Annotated in this window: 19 protein-coding genes; 7 read left to right on the top strand and 12 right to left on the bottom strand. The window is 65.6% G+C overall.

Annotated features, from left to right (window positions below; genetic code table 11):
* The first annotated feature begins 56 nt into the window (after nucleotides 1-56).
* Both ACFSCW_RS11625 and ACFSCW_RS11620 read left to right on the top strand, forming a co-directional pair.
* Nucleotides 57-1,757: a class I adenylate-forming enzyme family protein gene (locus ACFSCW_RS11625; protein ID WP_380889352.1), complete on the top strand. Its 1,701-nt coding sequence runs from the start codon at nucleotides 57-59 to the stop codon at nucleotides 1,755-1,757.
* 116 nt (nucleotides 1,758-1,873) lie between these two features.
* Complete coding sequence (locus ACFSCW_RS11620) at nucleotides 1,874-2,584, top strand: PEPxxWA-CTERM sorting domain-containing protein (protein WP_380889350.1); 711 nt, start codon at nucleotides 1,874-1,876, stop codon at nucleotides 2,582-2,584.
* Nucleotides 2,585-2,650: 66 nt separating this feature from the next.
* On the opposite strand, the gene ACFSCW_RS11615 is transcribed toward ACFSCW_RS11620, so the two are convergent.
* Nucleotides 2,651-4,804: a hypothetical protein gene (locus ACFSCW_RS11615; protein ID WP_380889348.1), complete on the bottom strand. Its 2,154-nt coding sequence runs from the start codon at nucleotides 4,802-4,804 to the stop codon at nucleotides 2,651-2,653.
* 246 nt (nucleotides 4,805-5,050) lie between these two features.
* On the opposite strand from ACFSCW_RS11615, the gene topA reads away from it, so the two are divergent.
* Nucleotides 5,051-7,576 (top strand): type I DNA topoisomerase, encoded by a 2,526-nt coding sequence (gene topA / locus ACFSCW_RS11610; protein WP_380889347.1) that lies wholly within the window; start codon nucleotides 5,051-5,053, stop codon nucleotides 7,574-7,576.
* On the opposite strand, the gene ACFSCW_RS11605 is transcribed toward topA, so the two are convergent.
* A complete protein-coding gene (locus ACFSCW_RS11605; protein ID WP_380889345.1) occupies nucleotides 7,573-8,376 on the bottom strand; it encodes a COG4705 family protein in 804 nt (267 codons plus the stop codon). The two genes, topA and ACFSCW_RS11605, sit on opposite strands and share 4 nt — an antisense overlap.
* A 20-nt stretch (nucleotides 8,377-8,396) precedes the next feature.
* Nucleotides 8,397-9,068 (bottom strand): hypothetical protein, encoded by a 672-nt coding sequence (locus ACFSCW_RS11600; protein ID WP_380889343.1) that lies wholly within the window; start codon nucleotides 9,066-9,068, stop codon nucleotides 8,397-8,399.
* A gap of 135 nt (nucleotides 9,069-9,203) precedes the next feature.
* On the opposite strand from ACFSCW_RS11600, the gene ACFSCW_RS11595 reads away from it, so the two are divergent.
* Both ACFSCW_RS11595 and ACFSCW_RS11590 read left to right on the top strand, forming a co-directional pair.
* Nucleotides 9,204-9,533, top strand: a complete 330-nt coding sequence (locus ACFSCW_RS11595) for a DUF167 domain-containing protein (protein WP_380889341.1) — start codon at nucleotides 9,204-9,206, stop codon at nucleotides 9,531-9,533.
* Nucleotides 9,534-10,169, top strand: coding sequence for a glutathione S-transferase family protein (locus ACFSCW_RS11590; protein ID WP_380889339.1), 636 nt, complete (start codon nucleotides 9,534-9,536; stop codon nucleotides 10,167-10,169).
* On the opposite strand, the gene ACFSCW_RS11585 is transcribed toward ACFSCW_RS11590, so the two are convergent.
* The 5 genes from ACFSCW_RS11585 to ACFSCW_RS11565 are packed head-to-tail and all read right to left on the bottom strand — an operon-like array spanning nucleotide 10,155 to nucleotide 14,805.
* Complete coding sequence (locus ACFSCW_RS11585; RefSeq protein WP_380889338.1) at nucleotides 10,155-10,919, bottom strand: HesA/MoeB/ThiF family protein; 765 nt, start codon at nucleotides 10,917-10,919, stop codon at nucleotides 10,155-10,157. The genes ACFSCW_RS11590 and ACFSCW_RS11585 overlap by 15 nt on opposite strands.
* The gene (gene dut, locus ACFSCW_RS11580; RefSeq protein WP_380889336.1) at nucleotides 10,916-11,365 is read right to left on the bottom strand and encodes a dUTP diphosphatase; all 450 of its coding nucleotides are present in this window, start codon (nucleotides 11,363-11,365) and stop codon (nucleotides 10,916-10,918) included. Before dut ends, ACFSCW_RS11585 begins: the two co-directional genes overlap by 4 nt.
* A complete protein-coding gene (coaBC, locus tag ACFSCW_RS11575; protein WP_380889335.1) occupies nucleotides 11,352-12,536 on the bottom strand; it encodes a bifunctional phosphopantothenoylcysteine decarboxylase/phosphopantothenate--cysteine ligase CoaBC in 1,185 nt (394 codons plus the stop codon). Before coaBC ends, dut begins: the two co-directional genes overlap by 14 nt.
* A 4-nt stretch (nucleotides 12,537-12,540) precedes the next feature.
* A complete protein-coding gene (gene ubiB / locus ACFSCW_RS11570) occupies nucleotides 12,541-14,073 on the bottom strand; it encodes a 2-polyprenylphenol 6-hydroxylase (protein ID WP_380889333.1) in 1,533 nt (510 codons plus the stop codon).
* Complete coding sequence (locus tag ACFSCW_RS11565) at nucleotides 14,074-14,805, bottom strand: class I SAM-dependent methyltransferase (protein WP_380889331.1); 732 nt, start codon at nucleotides 14,803-14,805, stop codon at nucleotides 14,074-14,076. It abuts the gene before it with no gap.
* A 57-nt stretch (nucleotides 14,806-14,862) separates the two neighbouring features.
* On the opposite strand from ACFSCW_RS11565, the gene mutM reads away from it, so the two are divergent.
* Nucleotides 14,863-15,675: a bifunctional DNA-formamidopyrimidine glycosylase/DNA-(apurinic or apyrimidinic site) lyase gene (gene mutM, locus ACFSCW_RS11560; RefSeq protein WP_380889329.1), complete on the top strand. Its 813-nt coding sequence runs from the start codon at nucleotides 14,863-14,865 to the stop codon at nucleotides 15,673-15,675.
* 128 nt (nucleotides 15,676-15,803) lie between these two features.
* Nucleotides 15,804-18,428, top strand: coding sequence for a TonB-dependent receptor (locus tag ACFSCW_RS11555; RefSeq protein WP_380889327.1), 2,625 nt, complete (start codon nucleotides 15,804-15,806; stop codon nucleotides 18,426-18,428).
* Between the two features lie 147 nt (nucleotides 18,429-18,575).
* Here ACFSCW_RS11555 and parE read toward each other — a convergent pair whose 3' ends face one another.
* The 4 genes from parE to ACFSCW_RS11535 all read right to left on the bottom strand — a co-directional run bounded on the left by parE (nucleotide 18,576) and on the right by ACFSCW_RS11535 (nucleotide 23,076).
* Nucleotides 18,576-20,555: a DNA topoisomerase IV subunit B gene (parE, locus tag ACFSCW_RS11550; RefSeq protein WP_380890106.1), complete on the bottom strand. Its 1,980-nt coding sequence runs from the start codon at nucleotides 20,553-20,555 to the stop codon at nucleotides 18,576-18,578.
* A 159-nt stretch (nucleotides 20,556-20,714) separates the two neighbouring features.
* On the bottom strand, nucleotides 20,715-21,539 hold the full coding sequence (locus tag ACFSCW_RS11545; protein WP_380889326.1) for a hypothetical protein: 825 nt from the start codon (nucleotides 21,537-21,539) through the stop codon (nucleotides 20,715-20,717).
* A gap of 59 nt (nucleotides 21,540-21,598) precedes the next feature.
* Nucleotides 21,599-22,006, bottom strand: a complete 408-nt coding sequence (locus ACFSCW_RS11540; RefSeq protein ID WP_380889325.1) for a GFA family protein — start codon at nucleotides 22,004-22,006, stop codon at nucleotides 21,599-21,601.
* A gap of 17 nt (nucleotides 22,007-22,023) precedes the next feature.
* Nucleotides 22,024-23,076: a YncE family protein gene (locus tag ACFSCW_RS11535; protein ID WP_380889324.1), complete on the bottom strand. Its 1,053-nt coding sequence runs from the start codon at nucleotides 23,074-23,076 to the stop codon at nucleotides 22,024-22,026.
* Nucleotides 23,077-23,114 lie beyond the last annotated feature (38 nt).

Genomic DNA, 23,114 nt, shown 5'->3' with positions numbered 1-23,114 from the left:
TCCCCAGCGGTTTCGGTCTGCATAGTGCAGGGAAACAGAAAGCCAAGAGGTGAGGAATGCCGTCGGAGCTCGATCGAAAGCTCGATGCGATCATGGACCAGTTGACGGGGGAGGGCGGCATGCTGCCGCTCACCACGATCGAGCAGGACGGCGTCACGCTGCCGATGATCGCGGCTGCTCCGCCAGCGCTCTCGCATTATTTCGCGCTGTTCTGCGCGCAGCATAAGGACACCGAGTTTCTGGTCTGTGGCGGCGAACGGCTGACGTTCGGCCAGGTCTATGAGCAGGCTCAGGCCGTCGCGCGTGGGCTAATTGCGAATTTCGGCGTTCGGCGCGGCGACCATGTCGCCATTGCTGCGCGCAACGCACCGGCCTGGATCGCGCTTTACATGGGCATCGTGATGGCCGGCGGCGTCGCCACGTTGCTCAACGGCTGGTGGGCGGGGCCGGAACTCGCCGACGGGATCGACCTGACCGAGACGAAGCTCGTCTTCGCCGATCCGCAGCGCGCGAAGCGGCTTGCAGAGGCGCCGCACGGCGCGAAAGTCGTCGTGATCGATGTCGGCCTTCCGCTTGCCCAAGCGCTGGCTCCGGTCGCGCATGCGGGCGAGGTGGCGCTGCCGGAGCTGACCGGCGACGACATGGCGACCATCCTGTTCACTTCGGGCTCAACCGGCCAGTCCAAGGGCGCGATCTCGACGCACCGTGCAGTGGTGCAAGGCACGTTCAACTATCTCGCCCAGACGCTGATGTCGCTGCAGCTCCTGACTTCGCTCGGTGAAGCGCCGACCTTGCAGCCCGCGACGTTGCTCAACGTGCCGCTGTTCCACGTCACCGCCGAAATCCCGATGATGCTGCAGAGCTTCGCGATGGGCCGCAAGCTGGTCATCATGCCCAAATGGGACGCCGAAGAAGCGATGCGGCTGATGGAGAAGGAAAAGATCACCTATTTCGTCGGCGTGCCGCTGATGAGCTTCGAGATCATGACGCACCCCAACCGGCACAAATACGACCTGTCGACGGTGAAGGACTTCGCCGCCGGCGGCGCGCCGCGGCCGGTCGAGCACGTCAAGCGGCTGAACGATGAGATGGGCGGTGCCAAGCCGCTGATCGGCTATGGGCTCACCGAGACCAACGCGGTCGGCTGCGGCAATTTCCGCGAGAACTATCTCGCCAAGCCCAACTCCACCGGCAAGGCGTCGCGGCCGCTGGTCGATCTCGCCATCCTCGACGACGCTGGCCGGCCGGTGCCGCAAGGCGAGCGCGGCGAAATCTGCATCCGCACGGTCTGCAACTTCACCAGCTATTACAAGAACCCGGAGGCGACCCGCGCCGCGTTCACGACCGACCGCTACTTCCGCAGTGGCGACATCGGCTATCTGGACGAGGACGGCTATGTCTTGATCGTCGACCGCAAGAAGGACATCATCATCCGTGGCGGCGAGAACATAAGCTGCCAGGAAGTGGAAGCCGCGCTCTACGAGAATGAGGACGTGGCCGAGGCGGCCGTGTTCGGTCTGGCGGACGAAAAGTTCGGCGAAGTTCCGGCCGCGGTCGTGCACCCGGCCGACGGCACGACGCTGACCGTCGAAGGGCTGTGCGCCTTCCTCGCGACGCGCCTTGCCGCCTTCAAAGTCCCCGCGCGCATCTGGATCGCCCCCGATCCTTTGCCGCGCCTCGGCACGGAGAAGATCGACAAGGTCACGATCCGCAACCACTACCGCGCCCTTGCGGCGCAGCAGAGCGCGGCTGCCTGATCATTCAAGATTGTCCCATAAAGGGACCGCGTTAACCACCTGCTTGACGCGACTCGGCCGCGGTGAGAGCCTCTCCCTGCCGCCTCTTCAGGCGGCCGATTTGGAGGGGGGTTTCCATGCGCATGTTCGTACTGGCTGCGCTTGCAGCCACAGCCTTGACCGCGCCCGCCAGCGCCGGCGTCGTTTACAGCAACAACTTCGACAGCGAGAACGGCGGCAACACCGCGCTCAACTATAACGGATTCAATGGCCTGACGGTCACCAACGGCACCGTCGACCTGGTGAAGTCAGGCGATTTCGGCATCGTCTGTGCCGGCGGATCGGGCGCCTGCGTCGATCTCGATGGTTCGACGAACGACGCGGGGCTAGTCTCCAGCAATTCCTATGGCTTCAACGCCGGCGAGCGCGTCGCGCTTAGCCTGTTGTTCAGCGGCAACCAGCGCAACGCGCCGCCGCCCGACAGCTTCTCGATGCGGTTCAACTTCGGCGGGCCGGTCAGCGGCAGCTTCGGGATCGAGTCGAGCTTCTTCGGCAACACCAATTTCGGCAGCTTCACCAATCAGACGTCGTTGACGCTGACCGTGTCGAACATCCAGCCGAACTTCGCCATGACGGACCTGAAGTTCTTCTTCGACCCGACCAATGGCGGAAGCACCAGCTTCGCGCTGCAGGACGGCGGCAACGACAATATCGGCGTCGTCATCGACAACCTGTCGCTTTCGGTCGGCGCCGTGCCGGAGCCGGCGACATGGGCGATGATGATCGCAGGCTTCGGCCTGGTCGGCGCAGGAGCCCGCCGCCGTACGGCTCGCGCCGCGCTCGCCTGAGCTCGTAGCAACAGGCAAGAAAGAGCCCCGCCCCGGCGACAGGCCGGGGCGGGGCTTCGTTTGGGATCAACCCTCCGGCGGCGAGCCGAGGCAGAAGCCGACGGCGTCTTCGCTGGAGTTGTGGGTCTGGCCGCTGTTCACGTTGGTGCGGTCCGACGCGTGCAGGATCAGCGCATAGCCGCACGGTTCCATGCCGTTGGTGTCCAGCGTGAACGCGCTGCTGATCCCCGGATCGGCGATCGTGCCGCCCAGATGCACCGAGCTTCCCGAAGCCGGCGTCGGCAACACGCCGTTGGCGGGCCCCGACGGCAGGATCTGGAAGCTGAAGCCGCCGAAATGCGGATCGGTCGCGCTGAAGTTGCCGGTGAAGACCGAGCCTTCGCCGAAGTGCGCGCAATCGCCTGCCAGGCTGGTGAAGTCGAGCGTGAGCGTCGGCGCCACGTTGTCGACTTCGACCACCACGACGTTGCTCTGGATATCGACGGCCGGATTGCCCGGATCCTTGATGTCCACGCGCAGGTCGTAGGTCTTGCCGTGCTCGGCCGCGCCGGTCTGCCACACGCCCAGGATGTTCCCCTCGACATAATGGTTCGATGAGAAGTCCTGATACGCGTAATAGCCCTGCGCATCGGCATGGATCGTCGTCGCTGTCGTGACCGGCCCCGGCGTCACCACCGTCAGGGTGATGCCGTTCGGCTCCAGGCTCAGCGGCACGAACGAGCCGACGCCGTGCGACCGGATCATGATCCGGTAAAGCGTCCCCGGCGTGCCGTTGACGATCTTGCCGGCCAGGTTGATGCGGCCACCGAACGGCGCGTCGTTGAAATAGGCGCCGGTCGTGACCGCCACTGCGTTCTGCGCAAAGCCGTTGCTGTCGATATCGCCGACCGGAATGCCGCCGACGGACGAAAGCAAGGGCTCAAGGCCGTCGATGTTCCCGCCGGGCAGGACATGGACCAGCGTCTCCAGCCGATTGCCCCAGACCGGCGTCGCATTGGGCGTGGCGCAGGGAATGGGCGTCGCCCAAGACAGGATCGCGCGGATGGGGATGATCCTCGGCCCCTTGTTGCAGGGAATCCGGTGCCGCAGCAGGTTCGCCGGCAAGTGCACCGCCATTTCGAGCCCGTCGCGCGGGATGTCGCGAATGTCGTACACCCGCACACTGGCGGTGCCGAGGCAGGTCTCGAACGATCCGTTGCCGTCCAGATCGGCCCAGAAGGTTACATGCTCCTGGCTGCCGTTGGTGCACGGGCCGCCCGAAAAGCCGCTGGGCCGGTGCAGGCGGATCACGCCGACCAAGCTGTCGTCATTGGGGTCGTAACCGATGCACTCGAGCGTCTCGAACGTCGTGTTGCCGTCGCCGATGTTGAACAAGTCGGCGAAGTCGATCCCTTGCAGGTCTAGGCCCGCCGCCTGCAGGAAATTGCCCGCATTGGGCTGCATCAGCGACGCGGTGAGGCCGGCCGATTTCTGGAAGGCGGCGAGCTGGGGGTGCGCGAAGCGCTTCACCGGCACGTCCTGGCCCTTGTAGAGCTGCGTCAGCTCGGCGAGCGACAGCGTCTTGCTCTCCACCTGCACTTCCGCCTTTTCGCTGACGACCGCGGCGATGTCCGGCTTCAGTTGCAGCTCGCCGGCCTTCAGCACGTCCTTCAGGAACCAGAAACGCCGCGGCTCAACCAGGATATGCGTGTTGTGGATGTCGCCCCACACCGGAATATGGTTCGGCGTGTTCGGCGGCGGCACTGCATTCCACGACAGGATCGCGCGGATGAGCACGATCTGGGGGAACAGGCAGATGCGCCGGTTAAAGCTGTGGCGCAGCGTGACGGCATATTCCAGCCGCTTGCGCCCTTCCGTGCCTTGCGGAATGTCCCAGGCGTTGAACGCGCCGAGGCCAAGGTCCGTCCAGCTCCCGCCATTGTCGAACGAGGCGTAGAAACGGACATATTCGACCGTGCCGGCGCCGCACAGTCCGCCGCCATAGCCGCTCGGCTGGTTCACATAGACCACGGCCTCGAGCCGCTCGGTCTGCGGCTGATAGCCGACGCAGCCCAGATTTTCGTAGGTCGTGTTCGCCTTCAGCGGGAACACAGCCTCGAATTGGCTGCCTTCGACATTACCGAAGTAATTGGGGTTCTGGAGGATAAGCGCGCGAAATTTTCCGCGTAGATTCCCGAGGGTTTTCAGGTCCGGCCCCCCGGCCGATTTGGGTTCAAGCATGGTAATCTCCTGCGTTGTCAGATGACGCGACCGCGAGGAGGTATGTGTGCGCTCCCGTCGTTCCGGGGCGGCCTATCCAGCTACAAGTCGAACGCGACCTTGCGCTTGATGGGTGCAGGCTAACCGCCCCTACAAATCAGTCTGTGTTGTACGGCACAGAGGCGGCGCTGCACGTCGATGCTTGACGAGCGGTGCCCAAGCTTCCCACCCTCGCGCGTACGTACGTAAGGGTCGAACGAGTAATCCATGCAGCTTGTCATCGTCGAATCGCCGGCCAAGGCGAAAACCATCGAGAAGTATCTCGGCCGCGATTACCGCGTGCTCGCCTCCTATGGCCATATCCGCGACTTGCCGCCCAAGGACGGCTCGGTCGATCCGGACAACGGCTTCGCGATGGAGTGGGAGACCTATGGCGACAAGGCCAAGCAGCTCAAGGCCATTGCCGACGAGGCTAAGAAGGCCGACCGGCTGATCCTCGCCACCGACCCCGACCGGGAGGGTGAGGCGATTTCGTGGCATGTCCAGGAAGTGCTCAGGAAACGGAAAGCGCTGCCCAAGGAAGTGGAGCGCGTCACTTTCAACGCGATCACCAAGCCGGCGGTCACCGAGGCGATGGCGAAGCCGCGCCAGCTCGACGAAGATCTGATCGACGCCTATCGCGCTCGCCGCGCGCTCGACTATCTGGTCGGCTTCACCCTGTCGCCGGTGCTGTGGCGCAAGCTCCCCGGCGCCAAATCGGCCGGCCGCGTCCAGTCGGTGGCGCTGCGCCTGATCGTCGATCGCGAGCGCGAGATCGAGACGTTCACGCCCCAGGAATACTGGTCCGTTTTCGCCGATCTGGAACAGGACGGTACGCTATTCCAGGCGCGGCTGGTTCGCTGGAAAGGCGACAAGATCGACCGGCTGACGATCGGCAAGCGTGGCGACGCGGAGGCCGCCAAGGCCGCGGTGGAAGCCGGGCGCTTCACTGTCGCCAGCGTCGAGACCAAGCCGCTGACGCGCAACCCGCCGCCGCCTTTCACCACCTCGACGCTGCAGCAGGAAGCGGCGCGCAAGCTTGGCTTTTCCGCAAGCCACACGATGCGGGTGGCGCAGAATCTCTACGAGGACGGCGCAATCACGTACATGCGAACCGACGGCGTGCAGATGGACGGGAGCGCCATTTCCGCCGCCCGCGCCGCGATCGCGAACCGCTATGACGGCAGCTACGTGCCCGACAAGCCGCGCCAATACACCGCCAAGGCGAAGAACGCGCAGGAAGCGCACGAGGCGATCCGCCCGACCGATTTCGGCCGCAACAGCGCCGGCTCGGGCGATCACGCCCGGCTCTACGAGCTGATCTGGAAGCGCGCGCTCGCCAGCCAGATGGCCTCGGCGCGGCTGGAGCGGACCACGGTCGAGCTTGAGGACGGCACCGGCCAGACCGCGCTCCGCGCCACCGGCCAAGTTGTGCTCTTCCCCGGCTACCTCGCGCTTTATGAGGAAGGCCGTGACGATCCCGATGACGAAGAATCGCGCCGCCTGCCGCGCCTGTCGCAAGGCGACGCGCCGCTCAAAAAAGCGGTGCATGCCGAGCAGCATTTCACCCAACCGCCGCCGCGCTTTTCGGAGGCCAGTCTCGTCAAGCGGCTGGAGGAACTTGGTATCGGGCGTCCCTCCACCTACGCGTCGATCCTGCAGGTGCTGAAGGACCGCGAATATGTCCGCGTCGACAAGAATCGCTTCATTCCGGAAGAGACCGGGCGGCTGCTGACCGCGTTCCTGGAGCGCTTCTTCGAGCGTTATGTCAGCTACGATTTCACTGCGGGACTGGAGGAGGAACTCGACGAGATTTCCGGCGGCCGTGCCGAATGGCAGAAAGTGCTTGAGGCGTTCTGGCGTGACTTCAAGCCCAAGACGGCCGAGGTGATGGAGCAGAAGCCGTCAGACATCACGGTCGCGCTCGACGAGTTCCTTGCGCCGTTCCTGTTTCCGCCCCGCGCAGACGGTACCGATCCCCGGCTCTGCCCCAACTGCGGCAATGGCCGGCTGGCCTTGCGCGGCGGGCGTTTCGGCGCATTCGTCGCCTGCTCCAATTACCCCGAATGCAAATACACCCGCCGCTTCGGGCAGGGCGGGGGTGAGGAAAGCGCCGACGACAATGGCGACGTGGCGCTTGGCCGCGATCCGGAGACCGGCGCGGAAGTGTTCCGCAAGACCGGGCGCTTTGGCCCCTATGTCCAGCTCGGCGACGGCAAGGATGCCAAGCGCGCGTCGATACCGAAGGATATCGGCGAGCTTGATCTGGAATGGGCGCTGAAATTGCTGAGCCTGCCCCGCGAAATCGGGCCGCACCCGGAAACCGGCGAGCCGATCACCGCCTCGATCGGCCGTTATGGCCCCTATCTCGCGCACCAGGGCAAATACGCCCGGCTCGGCTCGACGATGGAAGTGTTCGAGACCGGTATGAACGCCGCCGTTGCAAAGCTCGCCGACGCGGCAAAGGGCGGTCGCCCCCAGCGCGGCGCTTCCCGCGAGCCGCTGCGCGTGCTGGGCGCGCATCCCCGCACCGAGGCCGAGATCAAGCTGATGGAAGGCCGGTTCGGCCCCTATGTCACCGATGGCACCACCAACGCGACGCTACCGAAAACCGTCGCGCCCGAAGCGTTGACGCTCGAGGAGGCGGCGCAGCTTATCGATGCCCGCGCCGCGGCGGGGCCGGCCAAGAAGAAGGGGCGGGGCGGGACAAAGAAGGCGACGCCGAAAAAGGCGCCGGCAAAGAAGCGTGCCTAGGCCGCGGCCTTTTCCGGGTGCCGGCCGGCGCGCTGCGGCAGCACCAGGATCAGGACGAGAATCGCGACTGCCAGCACTGCCGAGGCGACGGGCCGGCTGAACGCCAGCCCGCCGTGGTCGAGCGGCTTGTCCAGGAAATCGCCGACGGTCGCGCCGAGCGGCCGGGTCAGGATGAACGCGGCCCAGAACAGCGCGACCCGGTTCGCGCTCGTCCAGAACCACAGGCCCGCGATCACGACGAGAGCGGCCCCGAACAGCAGTGCGCCGCCGCCATAGCCCAAGCCGCCCGTATCGGCCGCCCAGTCGCCGAGCGCGGTGCCGAGCGTCTGGGAAAAGGTGATGGTCAGCCAGTAAAATGCCTCGGCCCTGGGCGTGCGCACCGTCTCGACGCTGATCGAGCCGGTCGTCGTCTTCCAGGCGGCGAGCGAAGCCAGGACCAGTGCGAACAGCAGGGCCGAGCCGCCGGTGTAGCCGATCCCGAGCGAGCGCGTGGCGAAGTCCGCCATGGTCGTGCCAGCCGTGGTCGAGGCGATGATGGTCGCCCAATAAAGGAACGGATGAAAGCGCCTGGTGCGGATTTGCCAGGCCGCCAGCACGACGAAGATCGTCAGGAAAATCGCCGATCCGACCAGATAGCCGTTCCAGGGAGACTGGGCCGCATCCGGCGTGGTCTCGCCCAGCCATGTCATCGACACCGTGTCGCCGCCGGTCTCGCCGAGGGTCGTGGCAAGAATCTTGATGATCCAGAAGCCGAGCGTGACCGCCGGCACCTTGCTCTCCACGCGCTCCTGCTCGGCCATTCATTCACTCCATTTGCTGGTCAGAAGGCCAACCCCAGCGCCGCATAGCCGCGCCACCCGGTCGGCCCATGATGCTGATGAACCGGCCCGCCGGACACCAGCAGCGAAAACGGTCCGCCGATGTGATAGACGCCGCCCAGATCGGCTCCCTCAGTCGAATGCCCGCCGACCGAGTCTGCTCCTTCGACTGTCACTTCGCCGCCGATTGCGAGCCGCTCGGAGACTTCGCGCGTCACCGTCAATCCGCCATTCCAGAAATCGCGATTTCCGGCGCCTGGATTGATCGTGTAGCCGCCGCCGCCGAAGATCGCCCAATGGCCAATATCTCGATCGATCCAGAGCGGCAGCAGGAGCGAGGTGCGTCCGGTGCCGAATCGGTGGCCGCCGCTCGGCAGGATCACGCGCGGAAAGATGGCCGCGTCGAACCCGGCGACATCGTGCAGGAACCGGTATTTGACGCCGAGCTCGACATTGCCCGCGCCGGTCTGCGTGCCCGCCCCACGGGCATGCGTCGCATTGATTGGCAGCGTCGCCGTCAGTTGCACGTCCTTCACCGCGCCATAGTTCAGGTCGAGGCCGCCCCCGCCGTCCCAACTCCCATGCGCGCCTTCTGCCGCCGTGAAAGCGTAGATTTCCCAATGGCCAAGGTCGGTCGGTTCGGGATCGTCGGTGACGTAGGGCGGTCCCGCCAACGCCGGTGCTGCAAACCCGATCAAAAACACTGCAAGGAAAAGCCGACGCACGAGGCTTCTTCGGTGCCGCCGCGTGATTGATCAAGGGCGAATGCGTCGCTCGACAGCCATGGTTCCATGTGAGACCGGCTGGGCATGACCAACGCGTCCTCCGACCCGTGGATTGCCGCCGATGATCGGATCGTCCTCGCCGTCCGCGTAGCGCCTAAGGCATCGAGGACCGCAGTCGACGACAGGACAATGCTTGCCGACGGAAGGCCGGCGCTCGGCATTCGGCTTGCCGCTCCGCCCGTAGACGGCGCAGCCAATGCCGAACTGACAGCATTCCTCGCCAAGTCACTCGGTTTACGCCGGTCGGATATACGCATTGTCTCGGGCGAGGCCTCTCGTCTCAAGCGGGTGGAATTGCTCGGCGATCCCGCTACGCTTGCGCAACGACTGGCGGAGTGGATCGGGAGCGATTGAATGCGGCTCTACATGCGACCGATTGCGCCGAATGCGCTGAAGGTCATGATCTTTATGGCGGAGCGCGGCATCGCGATCGAGACGGTCGACGTCGGCACGTTGAGCGAGGCGGACTATGAGCGTGTCAGCCCATTGAAGACGGTGCCGTCGTTGGAAACCGACGACGGACTGTTCGTCACGGAATCACTGACCATCTGCCAGTATCTGGACGAGATTTCGGACGGCCCCTCCCTGTTCGGCGACCGCCTCAACGAACGCACATTGGTGTCGATGTGGGAACGGCGGGCGGAACAGCTCCTGATGCAGCCGGCGATCGAGTATGGTCACCATTGCCAGCCGATGTTTACCGGCGCGCTTCGCCAGTTTCCCGATTGGGCGAAGGAGCATGTGCAGCAATGTCACAAAATGCTGGCGCTCATGGAGGCGCGGCTGGCGGAGAGCCGCTTTCTTGCGGCCGACCGTTTCACGATGGCCGACGTGACCGCATTCCTGGGCGTCGCCGGGCTGATCGGCTGGGGCGCGATCGAGCTCAAGCCCGGTCCCGCGCTCGGCCGCTGGATGGGTGACGTGGGCGCACGCCCGAGCATGGCGCCGCTCCGCGCGCTGGCGCAGCAATTCGGGCTAAAGTCGATCTGACCCGCATGCCCTGCACGCTGGGTCCTTGGCGATGCGAATGGTGCGTAGCGCCGGCGTGACGCCGTCGAACACGTGCACCTTGCCCGCCGCATCGGGCCCGAAGCCGACAATCGCGCGCACTGCCTCCATCGCAGCCCAGCTTCCGACTAACCCTGCCATCGCGCCCAGCACGCCCTGCTCCGCGCAGGTGTCACAATCGTCGGCATCGAAGGCGTCGCCGACGAAGCAGCGATAGCAAGGCTGGTCGGCTTCCCAGCCGCGGAAGGTGCCGATCTGCCCTTGGAATTGGCCCAGCGCGCCCGAGACCAGCGGGATGCGGGCGCGCGTGCAATGATCGGAGACCGTAAGGCGGGTGGCGAAATTGTCGCAGCCGTCGAGCACCAGATCGACGTCACCGATCAGCACGGCTGCGTTTGCGGCGGTCAGCCGCTCGGGAACTGCTTGATAAGCGACGTCGGGATTCAACCGTGTCACGGCGTCGCGCGCGATCTGCGCCTTCGGCCAGCCGACATCGGCAGTGCCGAACAAGACCTGGCGCTGAAGGTTGGAGAGGCTGATCTCATCGTCGTCAATCACGCGGAGTGTGCCGATGCCCGCAGCCGCCAGATACTGAATCGCAGGGCATCCGATCCCGCCGGCCCCGATAACGGCGACGCGCGTTTGGGCGAGTCTGGCCTGTCCTGCGCCGCCAATCTCCTTCAGGACGATATGGCGAGCGTAGCGGTCGAGCTGTTCGTCGGAGAAAGTCACACGCCTGTCGAGCCGAATCCGCCAGCGCCACGCACAGTGTCGTCAAGCTCTTCCACTTCGGCGAAGCGGGCACGCTGGACCGGGGCGGGGACGAGTTGGGCGATGCGGTCGCCGCGGCGGATGGCGAACGGCTCATTGCCCAAATTCGCGAGAATGACTTTCACTTCGCCGCGATAGTCCGCGTCGATCGTGCCGGGCGTGTTGAGGCAAGTGATGCCGTGCTTGAGCGCCAGGCCGGAGCGCGGGCGAACCTGCACTTCATAGCCTTCCGGAATGGCGATCGCAAAGCCGGTGGCGACCGCGTGACGTGCGCCCGGCGCAAGCGTCAGCTCCTCCGCCGCGACCACGTCCATGCCGGCGGCATGGGCGGTCGCATATACGGGGAGCGGAAGACCTTCGCCGTGCGGCAGGCGCTTCAGGCGAATTTCGATCTCAGGAAAGGGCATCGGCGATCCGTTCCGCGAGCTTCGCCGCGACCTGTTCCTTCGGCATAGGCTCCCAGTCTTCCACACCCGCTTCCGTGACGAGATGAACGCGGTTGTCCGCTCCGCCCATGACGTCGCCGGACACATCGTTGGCGACGATCCAGTCGGCGCCCTTACGCGCGCGCTTGGCGGTTGCGTTGATGATTACGTCGTTGGTTTCGGCGGCGAAGCCGACGACCAGCCTCGGCCGCCGTGGATCGCGCCCGAGGCCGGCGAGAATGTCCGGGTTCTCGGCGAGAGCGAGCGTTGGAGGGGCGCCGTCAGCGCGTTTCTTGATCTTGGAGCCGGCCGGCTCGACCCGCCAGTCGGCCACCGCTGCCACCAGCACAGCTGCGTCTGCCGGTAGCGCAGCATCGACCGCCGCCGCCATTTCGCGCGCCGTCTCGACATCGATCCGGGCCACGCCGGCAGGCGCGGGCAGGGTGACGGGTCCGCTCACCAAAGTCACCCGCGCGCCGAGCTGCGCCAACGCTCCGGCGATCGCGAAGCCCTGCTTTCCGGACGAGCGATTTGCGATGTAGCGCACCGGATCGATCGGCTCGTGCGTCGGACCGGCGGTCACGATGATGTGCTTGCCGGCGAGCCTGCCGCTTGTGCCGAGCGCCGCCTTGATCGCGTTCAGGATCGCTTCCGGCTCCGGCAGGCGTCCGGGACCGAACTCCCCACACGCCATAGGGCCTTCGTCTGGTTCCAGCACCGTCACGCGGTCCGCGCGTAGCCGCTCGACATTGCGCCGGGTCGCTGCGTGCTGCCACATCCTGACGTTCATCGCGGGCGCGGCGAGCACCGGCTTGTCGGTGGCAAGCAGCAAGGTCGTCGCCAGATCGTCCGCGATCCCCGCTGCCATCCGCGCCAGCAGGTCGGCCGTTGCCGGCGCCACCACCACCAGATCCGCCTCGCGGCTGAGCTGGATATGGCCCATCTCGGCCTCGTCCTTCAAGTCCCAGAGGCTGGTGTGGACCGGCTGCTCGGATAGAGCCGCCAGCGTCATCGGCATCACGAACTGCGCGCCGCCATCGGTCAATACGCAGCGCACGGACATCCCCTCCTTGCGCAGCAACCGGATTAGTTCGCACGCCTTATAGGCAGCGATGCCGCCGCCGACGATCAGTAGGATGCGCTTGCCCGTCATGCGCTCAATGTAGCAACAGAGTGGCGCCGGACCCAATGGCCGCTGCGATCACGGCAATCGCGGCGTAGCGCCAGTTGGTGCCTTGGCCGACGAGCTTCACGTCCACCAGCGGCGGCGGGGGCGGGGCGGCGCCGGGCTTGGGAAGCTGGTAGTCCAGGCGCCGGATCAAGTCAGGCACGAGCGCCAGCGTGCGGCCGAACTGGACGATGCGGTCCGCGGCCCAAGCTTCCGGTCCCAGCTCGGTGCGTATCCATTCCTGCACGAATGGGCCAGCCGTCTCCCACATGTTGATGTCGGGATCGAGCGTTTGCGCCACGCCTTCGACCATCACCATCGTCTTTTGCAGCAGCAGCAAATGCGGCTGGGTCGGCATGTCGAAATCGCGGGTGATCGCGAACAGCCCGTCCAGCATGTTGCCGATCGAGATGTCCTTGACCGGCAGGCCGCGGATCGGCTCGCCGACGGCGCGGAGCGCGGTCGTGAACTCTGCGAGATTGTGATGCGGCGGCACATAGCCGGCCTCGAAATGGATTTCGGCGACGCGCTCGTAATTGCCGGTGATCAGACCGTAGAGGATCTCGGCCAGCCACATCCGCGCGCGGCGGTCGATCCGGCCCATGATGCCGAAATCGATCGCGACGATCTCACCGTTCGGCCGCACCAGCAGATTGCCTTGGTGCATATCGGCGTGGAAGAATCCTTCAGAAATCGCCTGGCGCAGAAAGGCGCGGACCAGCCGCCCGGCAATCGCCTTCAGGTCATGCCCCGCGGCGATCAGGTCGTCGCGGCGCGAGACCTTGATGCCGTCGATCCACTCCAGCGTCATCACGCGCCGGGCGGTGCGCTGCCAGTCGATCGATGGAATGCAATAGCCGGGCTCGGCCTCCATCGCCTGCGCAAGCTCCGACGCGGACGCTGCCTCGCGCCGCAAGTCGAGCTCGCGCATCGTCCATTGGCGGAAGGTGGCGATGACGAGGCGCGGGCGCAGCCGCTGCAGCTCGCCGCCAAAGGCTTCCGCCTGCGCTGCCGCCCACTCATAGGTCTCAAGCGCCTTGGCGAACTCTTCCTCGACGCCCGGCCGCAGCACTTTCACCGCGACGTCGCGGCCGTCGCTGGTGACGGCGCGGTGGACCTGCGCGATCGAGGCGGCGCCGACGGGTTCCGGATCGATCGACCGGAACAGCTCGCCGATCGGCTTGCCCAGCGCCAGTTCGATCGATTTCTCGATTTCCTCGAACGGCGCTGGCGGCAGATTGTCCTGCAGGTCGAGCAGGTCCGCGGCGGCCTCGGGGCCGACCAGATCGGGCCGCGTCGCGAGCGCTTGGCCGAACTTGATCGCTGCCGGACCGAGCGCCTGGAAAGCAGTCGCATAGGCCGGCGTCGTCGGGATGCGCGCGCCGAACCGCGCGATCTTCACCAGCCGCCGCACGACGGGTGGCGTCAACGGGTCGCGCTCGATGCCGCGCAGGGCGCCATGACGCGCGAGCGTGCGGCCCCATTTCAGCAGCCGGAACAGGTGAGTGCTGGTGGCGGCCAACTAGATCTTCCAGCCCGAATGGATCGCGACCAAGCCGCCCAGCATCGGCTCGACCTTGGTCTGCACGAAACCGGCCTCGCCGATCATCCGCTCGAACGTCGGCATGTCCGGAAAGCGGCGGATCGATTCGATCAGATAGCGATAGCTGTCCTCATCATGCGCGATCAGCTTGCCGACCTTGGGCACGATCCGGTGCGAATAGAAATCGTAAGCCTCGGCGAAACCGGGCCAGAGCGTGGTCGAGAATTCGAGGCAGAAGAACCGGCCGCCACGCCGCAGCACGCGATGCGCCTCGCGGAGTGCCGAGGGAATGTCCGTCACGTTCCGGATGCCGAAGGCGATCGTGTAGGCGTCGAAGAAGCGGTCCGGGAACGTCAGGCTTTCCGCGTTCGCTTCGGTCCAGACGAGCGTATCGAACCCGCGCGCCTGCGCCCGGCCCATGCCGACTTCCAGCATCTGCGGGTTGATATCGGCGACGGTCACGCTGGCGCCGGCATCGGCCAGGCGGAAAGCGATGTCGCCGGTGCCGCCCGCCATGTCGAGGATCTGCTCGCCCGGTCGCGGCTTTACGCGGCGCACGAACCGATCCTTCCACAGCCGGTGCATGCCGCCGGACATGGCATCGTTCATGATGTCGTAGCGGCGCGCAACGTTCGAAAAGACCTCGCCGACGCGGCGGGTCTTTTCGTCGGGCGCGACCTCTTGGTAGCCGAAGGAGACGGTGTCGGACATGGGGCGGTGCAGTAGCGAAGGGTTGTGGCGCTGACAAACGCCGCTTAGCTCGGATCGGTGCCAGAACTTCCCGAAGTCGAAACCACAGTCCGTGGATTGCGTCCGGTCCTCGAAGGCCAGACCCTGACCAGCGTCGAGCCTCGCCGCGCGGACCTGCGCTTCGCCTTTCCCGCCGATCTGCGTCAGCGGCTCACCGGCGCGCGGGTGACGGGACTCGGCCGCCGCGCCAAATATGGGCTGATCGCCACCGATCGCGGCGACACGATGATCTTTCACCTCGGCATGTCCGGCCGCTGGCGCCTCGACCCCAGCGACATCGGGAAGCACGACCATCTGCTGCTGGAGACGGGCGAGGGCAGGCGGCTTTCGCTGAACGATCCTCGCCGGTTCGGATCGGTCGATCTGTTCCCGACCGAAAAACTTGTGGATTATCCCGCGTTTGTCGCGATGGGTCCGGAGCCGCTCGGGCCTGAGTTCACCCCTGCCTATCTTGCCCGGGCGCTGGAAGGGCGAACCGCGCCGATCAAGGCCCTGCTGCTCGACCAGCGTGTCGTGGCGGGCCTCGGCAATATCTATGTGTGCGAGGCACTGCATATGGCCGGCATCTCGCCGACGCGCGCGGGCGGACGGATTGCGACAAAGCGGCTCGAAGCCCTGGTGCCCGCGATCCGCGCTGTGCTGGAAGCGGCGATTGAAGCCGGCGGCTCGACGCTGCGCGATTATGCCCGGCCCGATGGCGAGCTCGGCTATTTCGCGAAGCAGTGGCGCGTCTATGGCCGCGAGGGCGAGCCGTGTCTGTGCGGACAGACGGTCAAGCGGCGCGTCGATAGCGGCCGCTCGACCTTCTTTTGCGCGCGTTGCCAGCGCTGAGCCGTTGTAACGGAACAGTCACGACTTCGTAGCCGAAGCGTCACCGCTTCGTCGCCGAACTGACGCTTTGCACGACTAGCGCCCCCCTCGAACGCGGCGAACAGGCCGCGAGTCGAGCGGGGAAACTCATGCGTATTCGGAACTCTCAGATCAATTCGACGGCTATTGCGCTTGCACTGACAGCGCTGGCTTTTGCAGGTCAGGCGCGAGCGGCGGATGCCGATGCCGCCGTGGACGCCGCTGCAGCGGATGCCGGCACGGCCGATGCTCCGGAAAGCGGACTGGGCGACATCGTTGTCACCGCCACCAAGCGTGAAACGAACCTGCAGCGCACGCCGATCGCGATCTCGGTGGTCGATACGCAGGCGATCAAGGACCGCCACGTCCAGAGCCTCTATGACCTGGCGGACGGCGGCGTGCCCAGCTTGCGCGTCGCGACGTTCGAGGCGCGGCAATCGGCGCTCACCATCGGCATTCGCGGCATCGTGCCGCTCGACGCCAACCAGCCCGCGCGCGAGCAGGGCGTCGGCGTCTATATCGACGGCGTCTATCTCGGCCGTCAGCACGGCCTGAACGCCGCCCTGTTCGACGTGGAGCGCATCGAGGTGCTCAAGGGCCCGCAGGGCACGCTGTTCGGCCGCAACACCGAAGGCGGCGCGCTTTCGATCGTCACCAAGGCTCCATCGGGCGAGTTCGGCGGCCGCATCAGCGGCAGCTATGGCAATTACGGCGCCTATAATGGCGAGATCCATCTCGACCTGCCGCAGTTCCAGGGCTTCAGCGTCAAGCTCGACGCGGTGAAGCAGTATCAGAGTGCGACGACGGTCAACCCGTTCCCGGGCTCGACCGGCTGGAACTATTACGACCGCCAGGGCTTCCGGGCCGCGGTCCGCTGGGAGCCCTTCGACGGGCTGACCGACGACTTCTCCTATGACGTGGCGAAGGACAAGAACACGCCGTTCTACAGCCAGTTGCTGAACTATAACCCGAACCATTGCGCCGCGACGACGGCGGCACAGCCGGTGTCGCAGAACGTCATTCCGGGCGCATGCGTGACGCCGGGAACGAACTTCTCGGGCGGACTTACAGGTACCGTGAAGCCATTGCTTCCCGGCGTGGTCGTCAACGGTACGACGCGCATGCGGGTCGCCGATATCGGCGTGCCGCAGCAGCCGAGCGTGGACAGGACTCACGGCTTCACCAACACGCTGAAGTGGAAGGTCTCGCCTGAGATCGAGCTGCGGTCGATCACCGCATGGCGCGGTGTCGACGTGGAGCAGTGGGACAACTCCGGCGGTGCCCACCGCGTGCCCGTCGTTACTCTTCCGGCGCTCGGTGCGACCAATCCGACCACCTGCACCGCGGCTGCGCCATGCGGGTTCAGCCGCTACAGCCTTGCCGACCTGCGCCAGCGCCAGTTCAGCCAGGAATTCCAGGCTGTCGGGACTATCGCGAACTTCGACTATGTCGCGGGTCTCTATTACTTCAACGAGCATGTGAGCGACGATGCCGCGACGCCGAACTCGGTTGGCATCGTCGCCAACACGACGACGCCGGCCGGTGGGGTGCCGACGGTCACGAGCTATAGCTACGTTCCGATCCCATTCTGCACCGCCAACACGCCATTCTTCGTCGGCACCGCGGTCAATGGCTGTTCGGTCGACCGCGCGTCCGAAGTGCGCTCGAAGAGCTATGCCGGCTTCGGCCAGGTGACGTGGAACGCGACCGACGCGCTGCACATCACGCTGGGCGGACGCTACACGCATGACAAGAAGAAGGGCGACCTGATCGTCTCGCGCAACGTCTTCTATGCCACCAATCCCGCGGTGGCGACGGCCAACGGCTACACGCCCCTGCGCAAGTCGTGGAACCGCTTCAACTGGCTGGCCAACGTTGCGTACGATGTGACGGACGACGTTCACGTCTATGCCAAATATTCGACCGGCTATCGCGCCGGCGGGGCCAGCTCGCGCACTGCGGACTACCGCGCGTTCAATCCCGAGGACGTGAAGGCGTATGAAATCGGGCTGAAGTCCGACTTTTTCGACCATCGCGCCCGGTTGAACCTTGCGGGCTACATCATGGACCGCAAGGGCAGCCAGGTCGATCTTTCCACGATCCAGCCGACCGCAACCGGCAACTTCAACAACCTGGTGACCTTCAACGCGCCGGGGATCACCAAGATCAAGGGCATCGAAGCGGACCTGACGGTCATGCCGGTCGAGGGGCTGCGGCTGACCGGATCTTATGCTTACACCCACACGCGGATTCCGCCCGTCAGCGTGACCTATGTCGGGCGCAACGCGAGCGGCCAGCCGGTCAACTCGACCACGCAGCTGCAGCAATTCTACATCGTGTTCACGCCGCGCAATGCCGCGTCGGGCGCGATCGACTATGAATATCCGGTCGACGATGCCGGGACGATGGTGCGCCTCCATCTCGATGCGAACTACGCCCAGGCGACGCAGGCGTTCGACCAGTTCGCGACCAAGGCGGACTCGTCGTTCATCGTGAACGGCCGCCTGTCCCTTGCCGACATCGCGCTGACCGACGGCGGGCAGCGGATGACCGTGTCGCTCTGGGCGCGCAACATGTTCGACAAGCAATATGTCTTCCGCCGCGATCCGTCGAACAGCATTCCGGCTGTGCAGACGACGACGGCGACGGTCGGCAGCATCGGCAATGTCATTGGCGATTACGGCAACTTCAACGCGCCGCGCACCTTCGGCGTGGAAGCCTCGCTGAAGTTCTGATCAGGGTAACCCTCTCGCCATTGGGGAGAGGGTGGTCGAGCGCAGCGAGACCGGGAGAGGGGCCGAGTCGGCACGCAGGGTGACGGCCCCTCTCCCTCGCTCGCTCCGCTCGCGTTTCCCTCTCCCCTGAAGGGGAGAGGGGTGTAATCAAGCGTCGATCGCTTCCTCGTCGAGGCGCGACGCGTTTTCCTGGATGAACTGGAACCGGTGCTCCGGATTGCGGCCCATCAGCCGCTCGACGAGGTCGCGGACCATGTAGCGGTCCTCGACGTCGTCGGGCAGCGTGATGCGGATCAGGCTGCGCGTCTTCGGGTCCATCGTGGTTTCGCGGAGCTGCTGCGGGTTCATCTCGCCGAGCCCCTTGAAGCGGCCGACTTCCACTTTCTTGCCCTTGAACTCGGTCGCCTCGAGCTCGGCGCGGTGCGCGTCGTCGCGGGCGTAGAGGCTCTTGCCGCCCGCGGTCAGGCGATAGAGCGGCGGCTGGGCGAGATAGAGATGCCCGCGCCGCACGATATCGGCCATTTCCTGGAAGAAGAAGGTCATCAGCAAGGTCGCGATATGGGCGCCGTCGACGTCCGCGTCAGTCATGATGACGATGCGTTCGTAGCGCAGCGCATCGGGCGCGCATTTGTCGCGCGTGCCGCAGCCGAGCGCCTGGATCAGATCCGCGATCTCGCTGTTCGCGCGGATCTTGTCGGCCGTGGCGGAGGCGACGTTCAGGATCTTGCCGCGGATCGGCAGGATTGCCTGCGTCTTGCGGTCGCGCGCCTGCTTGGCCGAGCCGCCGGCGCTGTCGCCCTCGACGATGAACAGCTCGGTGCCCGCCGGCTCGCTGGCCGAGCAGTCGGTGAGCTTGCCGGGCAGACGCAGCTTGCGCGCGCCGGTCGCGGTCTTGCGCTTGACCTCGCGCTCCGCCTTGCGCCGCAGCCGCTCGTCCATCCGGTCGAGCACGAAGCCGAGCAGCGCGCGCCCGCGTTCCATGCGGTCGGCAAGGAAATGGTCGAAGTGATCGCGGACCGCATTCTCGACCAGCCGCGCCGCTTCCGGCGAGGTCAGCCGGTCCTTGGTCTGGCTCTGGAACTGCGGGTCGCGAATGAAGACGGAGAGCATCAGCTCGGAGCCGGTGACGACGTCGTCTGCGGTGATGTCCTTCGCCTTCTTGTTGCCGGTCAGCTCGCCGAACGCGCGGATGCCCTTTGTGATCGCGGCGCGCAGGCCCTGCTCGTGCGTGCCGCCGTCGGGCGTGGGGATGGTGTTGCAATACCAGCTATAGCTGCCCTCGCTCCATAGCGGCCAGCCGACCGCCCATTCGACGCGGCCCTGGCCGTCGGGGAATTCCTGGCTGCCGGTGAAGAACTCGCTGGTCGCGCATTCCCGCTCCCCGACCTGCTCCTTCAGGTGATCGGCGAGGCCGCCCGGAAACTGGAAGACCGCCTCGGCCGGGGTGTCGTCGGTGATGACCTCCGGCGCGCATTTCCAACGGATTTCGACGCCCGCGAAGAGGTATGCCTTGGATCGCGCAAGGCGGTAGAGCCGGTTCGGCTTGAACTTCAGCTCGTCGCCGAAAATCTCAGGGTCGGGCACGAAGGAGACGGTGGTGCCGCGCCGGTTCGGCACCGCGCCCAATTTCTCCAGCGGGCCAAGCGTTACCCCACGCGAAAAGCGCTGGCGGAACAGCTCCTTGTTGCGCGCGACCTCGACCACGGTCTCGGACGACAGAGCATTGACGACGCTGACGCCGACGCCGTGCAGACCGCCCGACGTCGCATAGGCCTTGCCGGAGAATTTGCCGCCCGAGTGCAGCATCGACAGGATCACTTCCAGCGCCGACTTGCCGGGGTATTTGGGGTGAGGGTCGACCGGCATGCCGCGGCCGTTGTCGGCGATGGTGATCCGGTTGCCGGCGTCCAGCGTGACCTCGATCCGCGTCGCATGGCCGGCGACCGCTTCGTCCATCGCATTGTCGAGCACTTCGGCGGCGAGGTGGTGCATCGCGCGTTCGTCGGTGCCGCCGACATACATGCCGGGGCGTCGCCGCACCGGCTCCAGCCCCTCCAGCACCTCGATCGACGAGGCGTCATAGTCGGTGGCGACGGCGGCGTTGGACGCGAACAGGTCGGACATGATCCCGGTTATAGAAGGGCAAGGGGCAGGGGCGGAAGGCCGCAAACTTCACGATTATCGCGCTTATTGGGGATAAAATTGCGGGCGCGAGCCTGGGCTTTGCAGAACCTCCTGCCGGAACATTAGCAGAACTTGTGGCTGTAGGACAGAGGCGCGTCGATCCTACGCCCCCAAGATCCCTATCGCGGTCTGATGCCACCAGGGCGTGTTCCACATCATGTTCACCGCCACCGCAGACGGCAGGAAGAAGGCGAACCAGACCCAATAGGCCTTGTGGACGCGGCGATTGCGGACGACGTCCCACACCAGCATCGGCGAGATTGCGACGACGGTGTAGAGATCGGCCGAAAGCGGACTGTCGGGCATCGTGGCCGGCAGCCAGGGGATGCGGTCGATCCCCGCGGGCAGCGCCATCGCCGTTGCCAGGATCATCATCCGCTTGTGCAGGCCGGGATCGGCGGCGCGTGCTCTCAACCCGATCGCCAGGAGCAGCGGGAACAGGATGCCGATGCGAATCTGGATCAGCATGATGTTTTCCCAGATCAGCAGCGCCTGCTGCAGCCCGGCGCGGGCCGCTCCGCTTGCCGCCTGCTCAGCCGCTTGGAGCATGTGGTAGTTGGTCGGCACCAGGATGAAGCCGACCACCACCAGCGCGGGCGCAATCGCAAAGGCCAGTATGCCCAGCCGGATGTGCAACGCGCGCCGTCCGGTCGCCATCAGCCAGGTCTGCGCGAACAGCAGCAGCAGGAACGATCCCATCAGCATGGCATGGAAATGCAGCACGAGCGGGAAGGGCGGACGCTTGCCGGCCGCGACCGCATCCACCTTCATCAGCGAGTCGGGCACGAAGCCCGCCAGCGTGATGCCGATGAAGCTTGCCGCCGTGAAAACGTAGATCCAGCGGTCGATCGCGTGCGCGCGCGGCGTTCCCGACAGCATGTCGGGCTGCGGCGCATGTCCGGCAAACCGTTCTGCAACTGTAGCCATGGCGTTCCCCCTCGCCTGAGGGGGAAATCATTAACACTCGCGGGCAGCGATGGGAATGCTCATTGCCCGAGGATGCGCGGCTCCCGCACATAGCCGAACGCGCCCGCGCCGGACCAAGCGCGACCGTCCGGATAACGCAGTTCGATGCCGGCGAGATCGCGCTCGTCCGCCAGCCCCATGTTGACGCCCACCATGCTGTTTCCGAACTTTGCGACCGCGCTTTCGGTCAAGGTGAAATGGGTGGTCGAGCCGCGGGTCGCGCAGAACTGGATGCGCGCGGCCGGGTCGTCCTTGTCGCCACGGCAATAGCCTTGCGCCGTTCCCTCGACGCTCACTTCGGACGGATCGAAATAGCCCCAGCGCGCGCCCGTCTTGCTGCAAAGCGTGCAGTTGCACTCGTGGATGAAATCCGGCTGCCGGGACGTCGTGACGCGGAGCTGCCCGCAGAGACAGGAGAGGGTGAGCATCGCGCCGCCATACCGCACTACTGCGGTGCGACCACTATCAGGTGTGCGGTGCCGGGTATCGGAGTCGGGCGTGCGCCAGGAGTTGCCGGCGGATCGAACCGAGCAGTCGGCAAATAGATTGCGCCATCGGTGGGGTCGATCGCGCCGGTCCGCGCGCCGACTTCGGTCTTGATGCGATCGACCACCTTTGGACCGCCAGGCCCATCAAGAGCGATAACTTCCAGAATGCCGTCGCGCCCGCAGGGAATAAACGCCATTCTGCGTGCTTCGTCGATCATCGCGCCGTCAGGGCCTTTGCCGATCGGAAGCAACGCCATTTCGCGACCAGTGCGGACATCGACAATCGCGGCCTTGCCATTGGCACAGGCGCTGATCAGCCGATCCGACTTGGCATCGTAAGCCAAACCGGTTGGACCTTCGCAGCCGGGCAGGGCGATGGTCGCGCGGGATTTGAGCGTCCGAAGGTCGATCGATTCGATTTCGCTCGCCTCTTCGTTGTTGATGAAAAGCGCGCGTCCCTTGGTGATCGCGGCAAGCTCAAGCCCCGGTTTCATCGGGATCGTCGCTTCGACGCGCGCGCGCACCGGGTCGAGGACAGACACGGTGCCGTCTTTTGCGTTCATCACGAAGGCCCGCCGGGATATCGCGTCGAATATCGCGGCGTCTGGATTGGCGCCGACGGGCACGCGCGCAATCTCGCGGCCGTCCGACGCGTCCAGCAGATACGCGGTGTTGTCCTTCCCGCTGGTCGCCAGCACCTGGTGCGTGCCGGGAATCGGGATCGCCTGATGGCCGCGGTCGAGCTTGCCAAAGGAGCGGACGGAGCGGCCGTGCGTCAAATCCACGGCCGTCACGCTGTCTGTTCGGGCGACAAAGAGCTGGCGGGAGGCCGGATCGACGGCAACGAGGTCCCAGCCTCCGTCAGGCACTGCGATGCTGGCGGTCGCCGCGTAATGCGGTGATGCCGCGGCGGGGCCGACGCCCATCAAAGTCAAGGGGATAGCCAGTAACGTCAGCCGGATCATTGCACTCTCCCGAACGAGCCAGATCGCATCGATAAACTGGCGCATTGCTCGTCACAGGCAGACGCCGGGGTTTCCGGACAACC

This window comes from Sphingomonas tabacisoli (assembly GCF_042678385.1).
GTDB classification, from domain to species: domain Bacteria; phylum Pseudomonadota; class Alphaproteobacteria; order Sphingomonadales; family Sphingomonadaceae; genus Sphingomonas_B; species Sphingomonas_B tabacisoli.
Note: the sequence above shows the minus strand (reverse complement) of the source record. Positions and strands in the feature narration are given on the sequence as shown.

Excerpts from the sequence above, each read along its gene's own strand:
- ACFSCW_RS11625 (WP_380889352.1), top strand. The coding sequence starts at position 57 with ATGCCGTCGGAGCTCGATCGAAAGCTCGATGCGATCATGGACCAGTTG.
- ACFSCW_RS11620 (WP_380889350.1), top strand. The coding sequence starts at position 1,874 with ATGCGCATGTTCGTACTGGCTGCGCTTGCAGCCACAGCCTTGACCGCG.
- ACFSCW_RS11615 (WP_380889348.1), bottom strand. The coding sequence starts at position 4,804 with ATGCTTGAACCCAAATCGGCCGGGGGGCCGGACCTGAAAACCCTCGGG.
- topA (WP_380889347.1), top strand. The coding sequence starts at position 5,051 with ATGCAGCTTGTCATCGTCGAATCGCCGGCCAAGGCGAAAACCATCGAG.
- ACFSCW_RS11605 (WP_380889345.1), bottom strand. The coding sequence starts at position 8,376 with ATGGCCGAGCAGGAGCGCGTGGAGAGCAAGGTGCCGGCGGTCACGCTC.
- ACFSCW_RS11595 (WP_380889341.1), top strand. The coding sequence starts at position 9,204 with ATGACCAACGCGTCCTCCGACCCGTGGATTGCCGCCGATGATCGGATC.
- ACFSCW_RS11590 (WP_380889339.1), top strand. The coding sequence starts at position 9,534 with ATGCGGCTCTACATGCGACCGATTGCGCCGAATGCGCTGAAGGTCATG.
- dut (WP_380889336.1), bottom strand. The coding sequence starts at position 11,365 with ATGCCCTTTCCTGAGATCGAAATTCGCCTGAAGCGCCTGCCGCACGGC.
- coaBC (WP_380889335.1), bottom strand. The coding sequence starts at position 12,536 with ATGACGGGCAAGCGCATCCTACTGATCGTCGGCGGCGGCATCGCTGCC.
- ACFSCW_RS11565 (WP_380889331.1), bottom strand. The coding sequence starts at position 14,805 with ATGTCCGACACCGTCTCCTTCGGCTACCAAGAGGTCGCGCCCGACGAA.
- ACFSCW_RS11555 (WP_380889327.1), top strand. The coding sequence starts at position 15,804 with ATGCGTATTCGGAACTCTCAGATCAATTCGACGGCTATTGCGCTTGCA.
- ACFSCW_RS11545 (WP_380889326.1), bottom strand. The coding sequence starts at position 21,539 with ATGGCTACAGTTGCAGAACGGTTTGCCGGACATGCGCCGCAGCCCGAC.
- ACFSCW_RS11540 (WP_380889325.1), bottom strand. The coding sequence starts at position 22,006 with ATGCTCACCCTCTCCTGTCTCTGCGGGCAGCTCCGCGTCACGACGTCC.
- ACFSCW_RS11535 (WP_380889324.1), bottom strand. The coding sequence starts at position 23,076 with ATGCGCCAGTTTATCGATGCGATCTGGCTCGTTCGGGAGAGTGCAATG.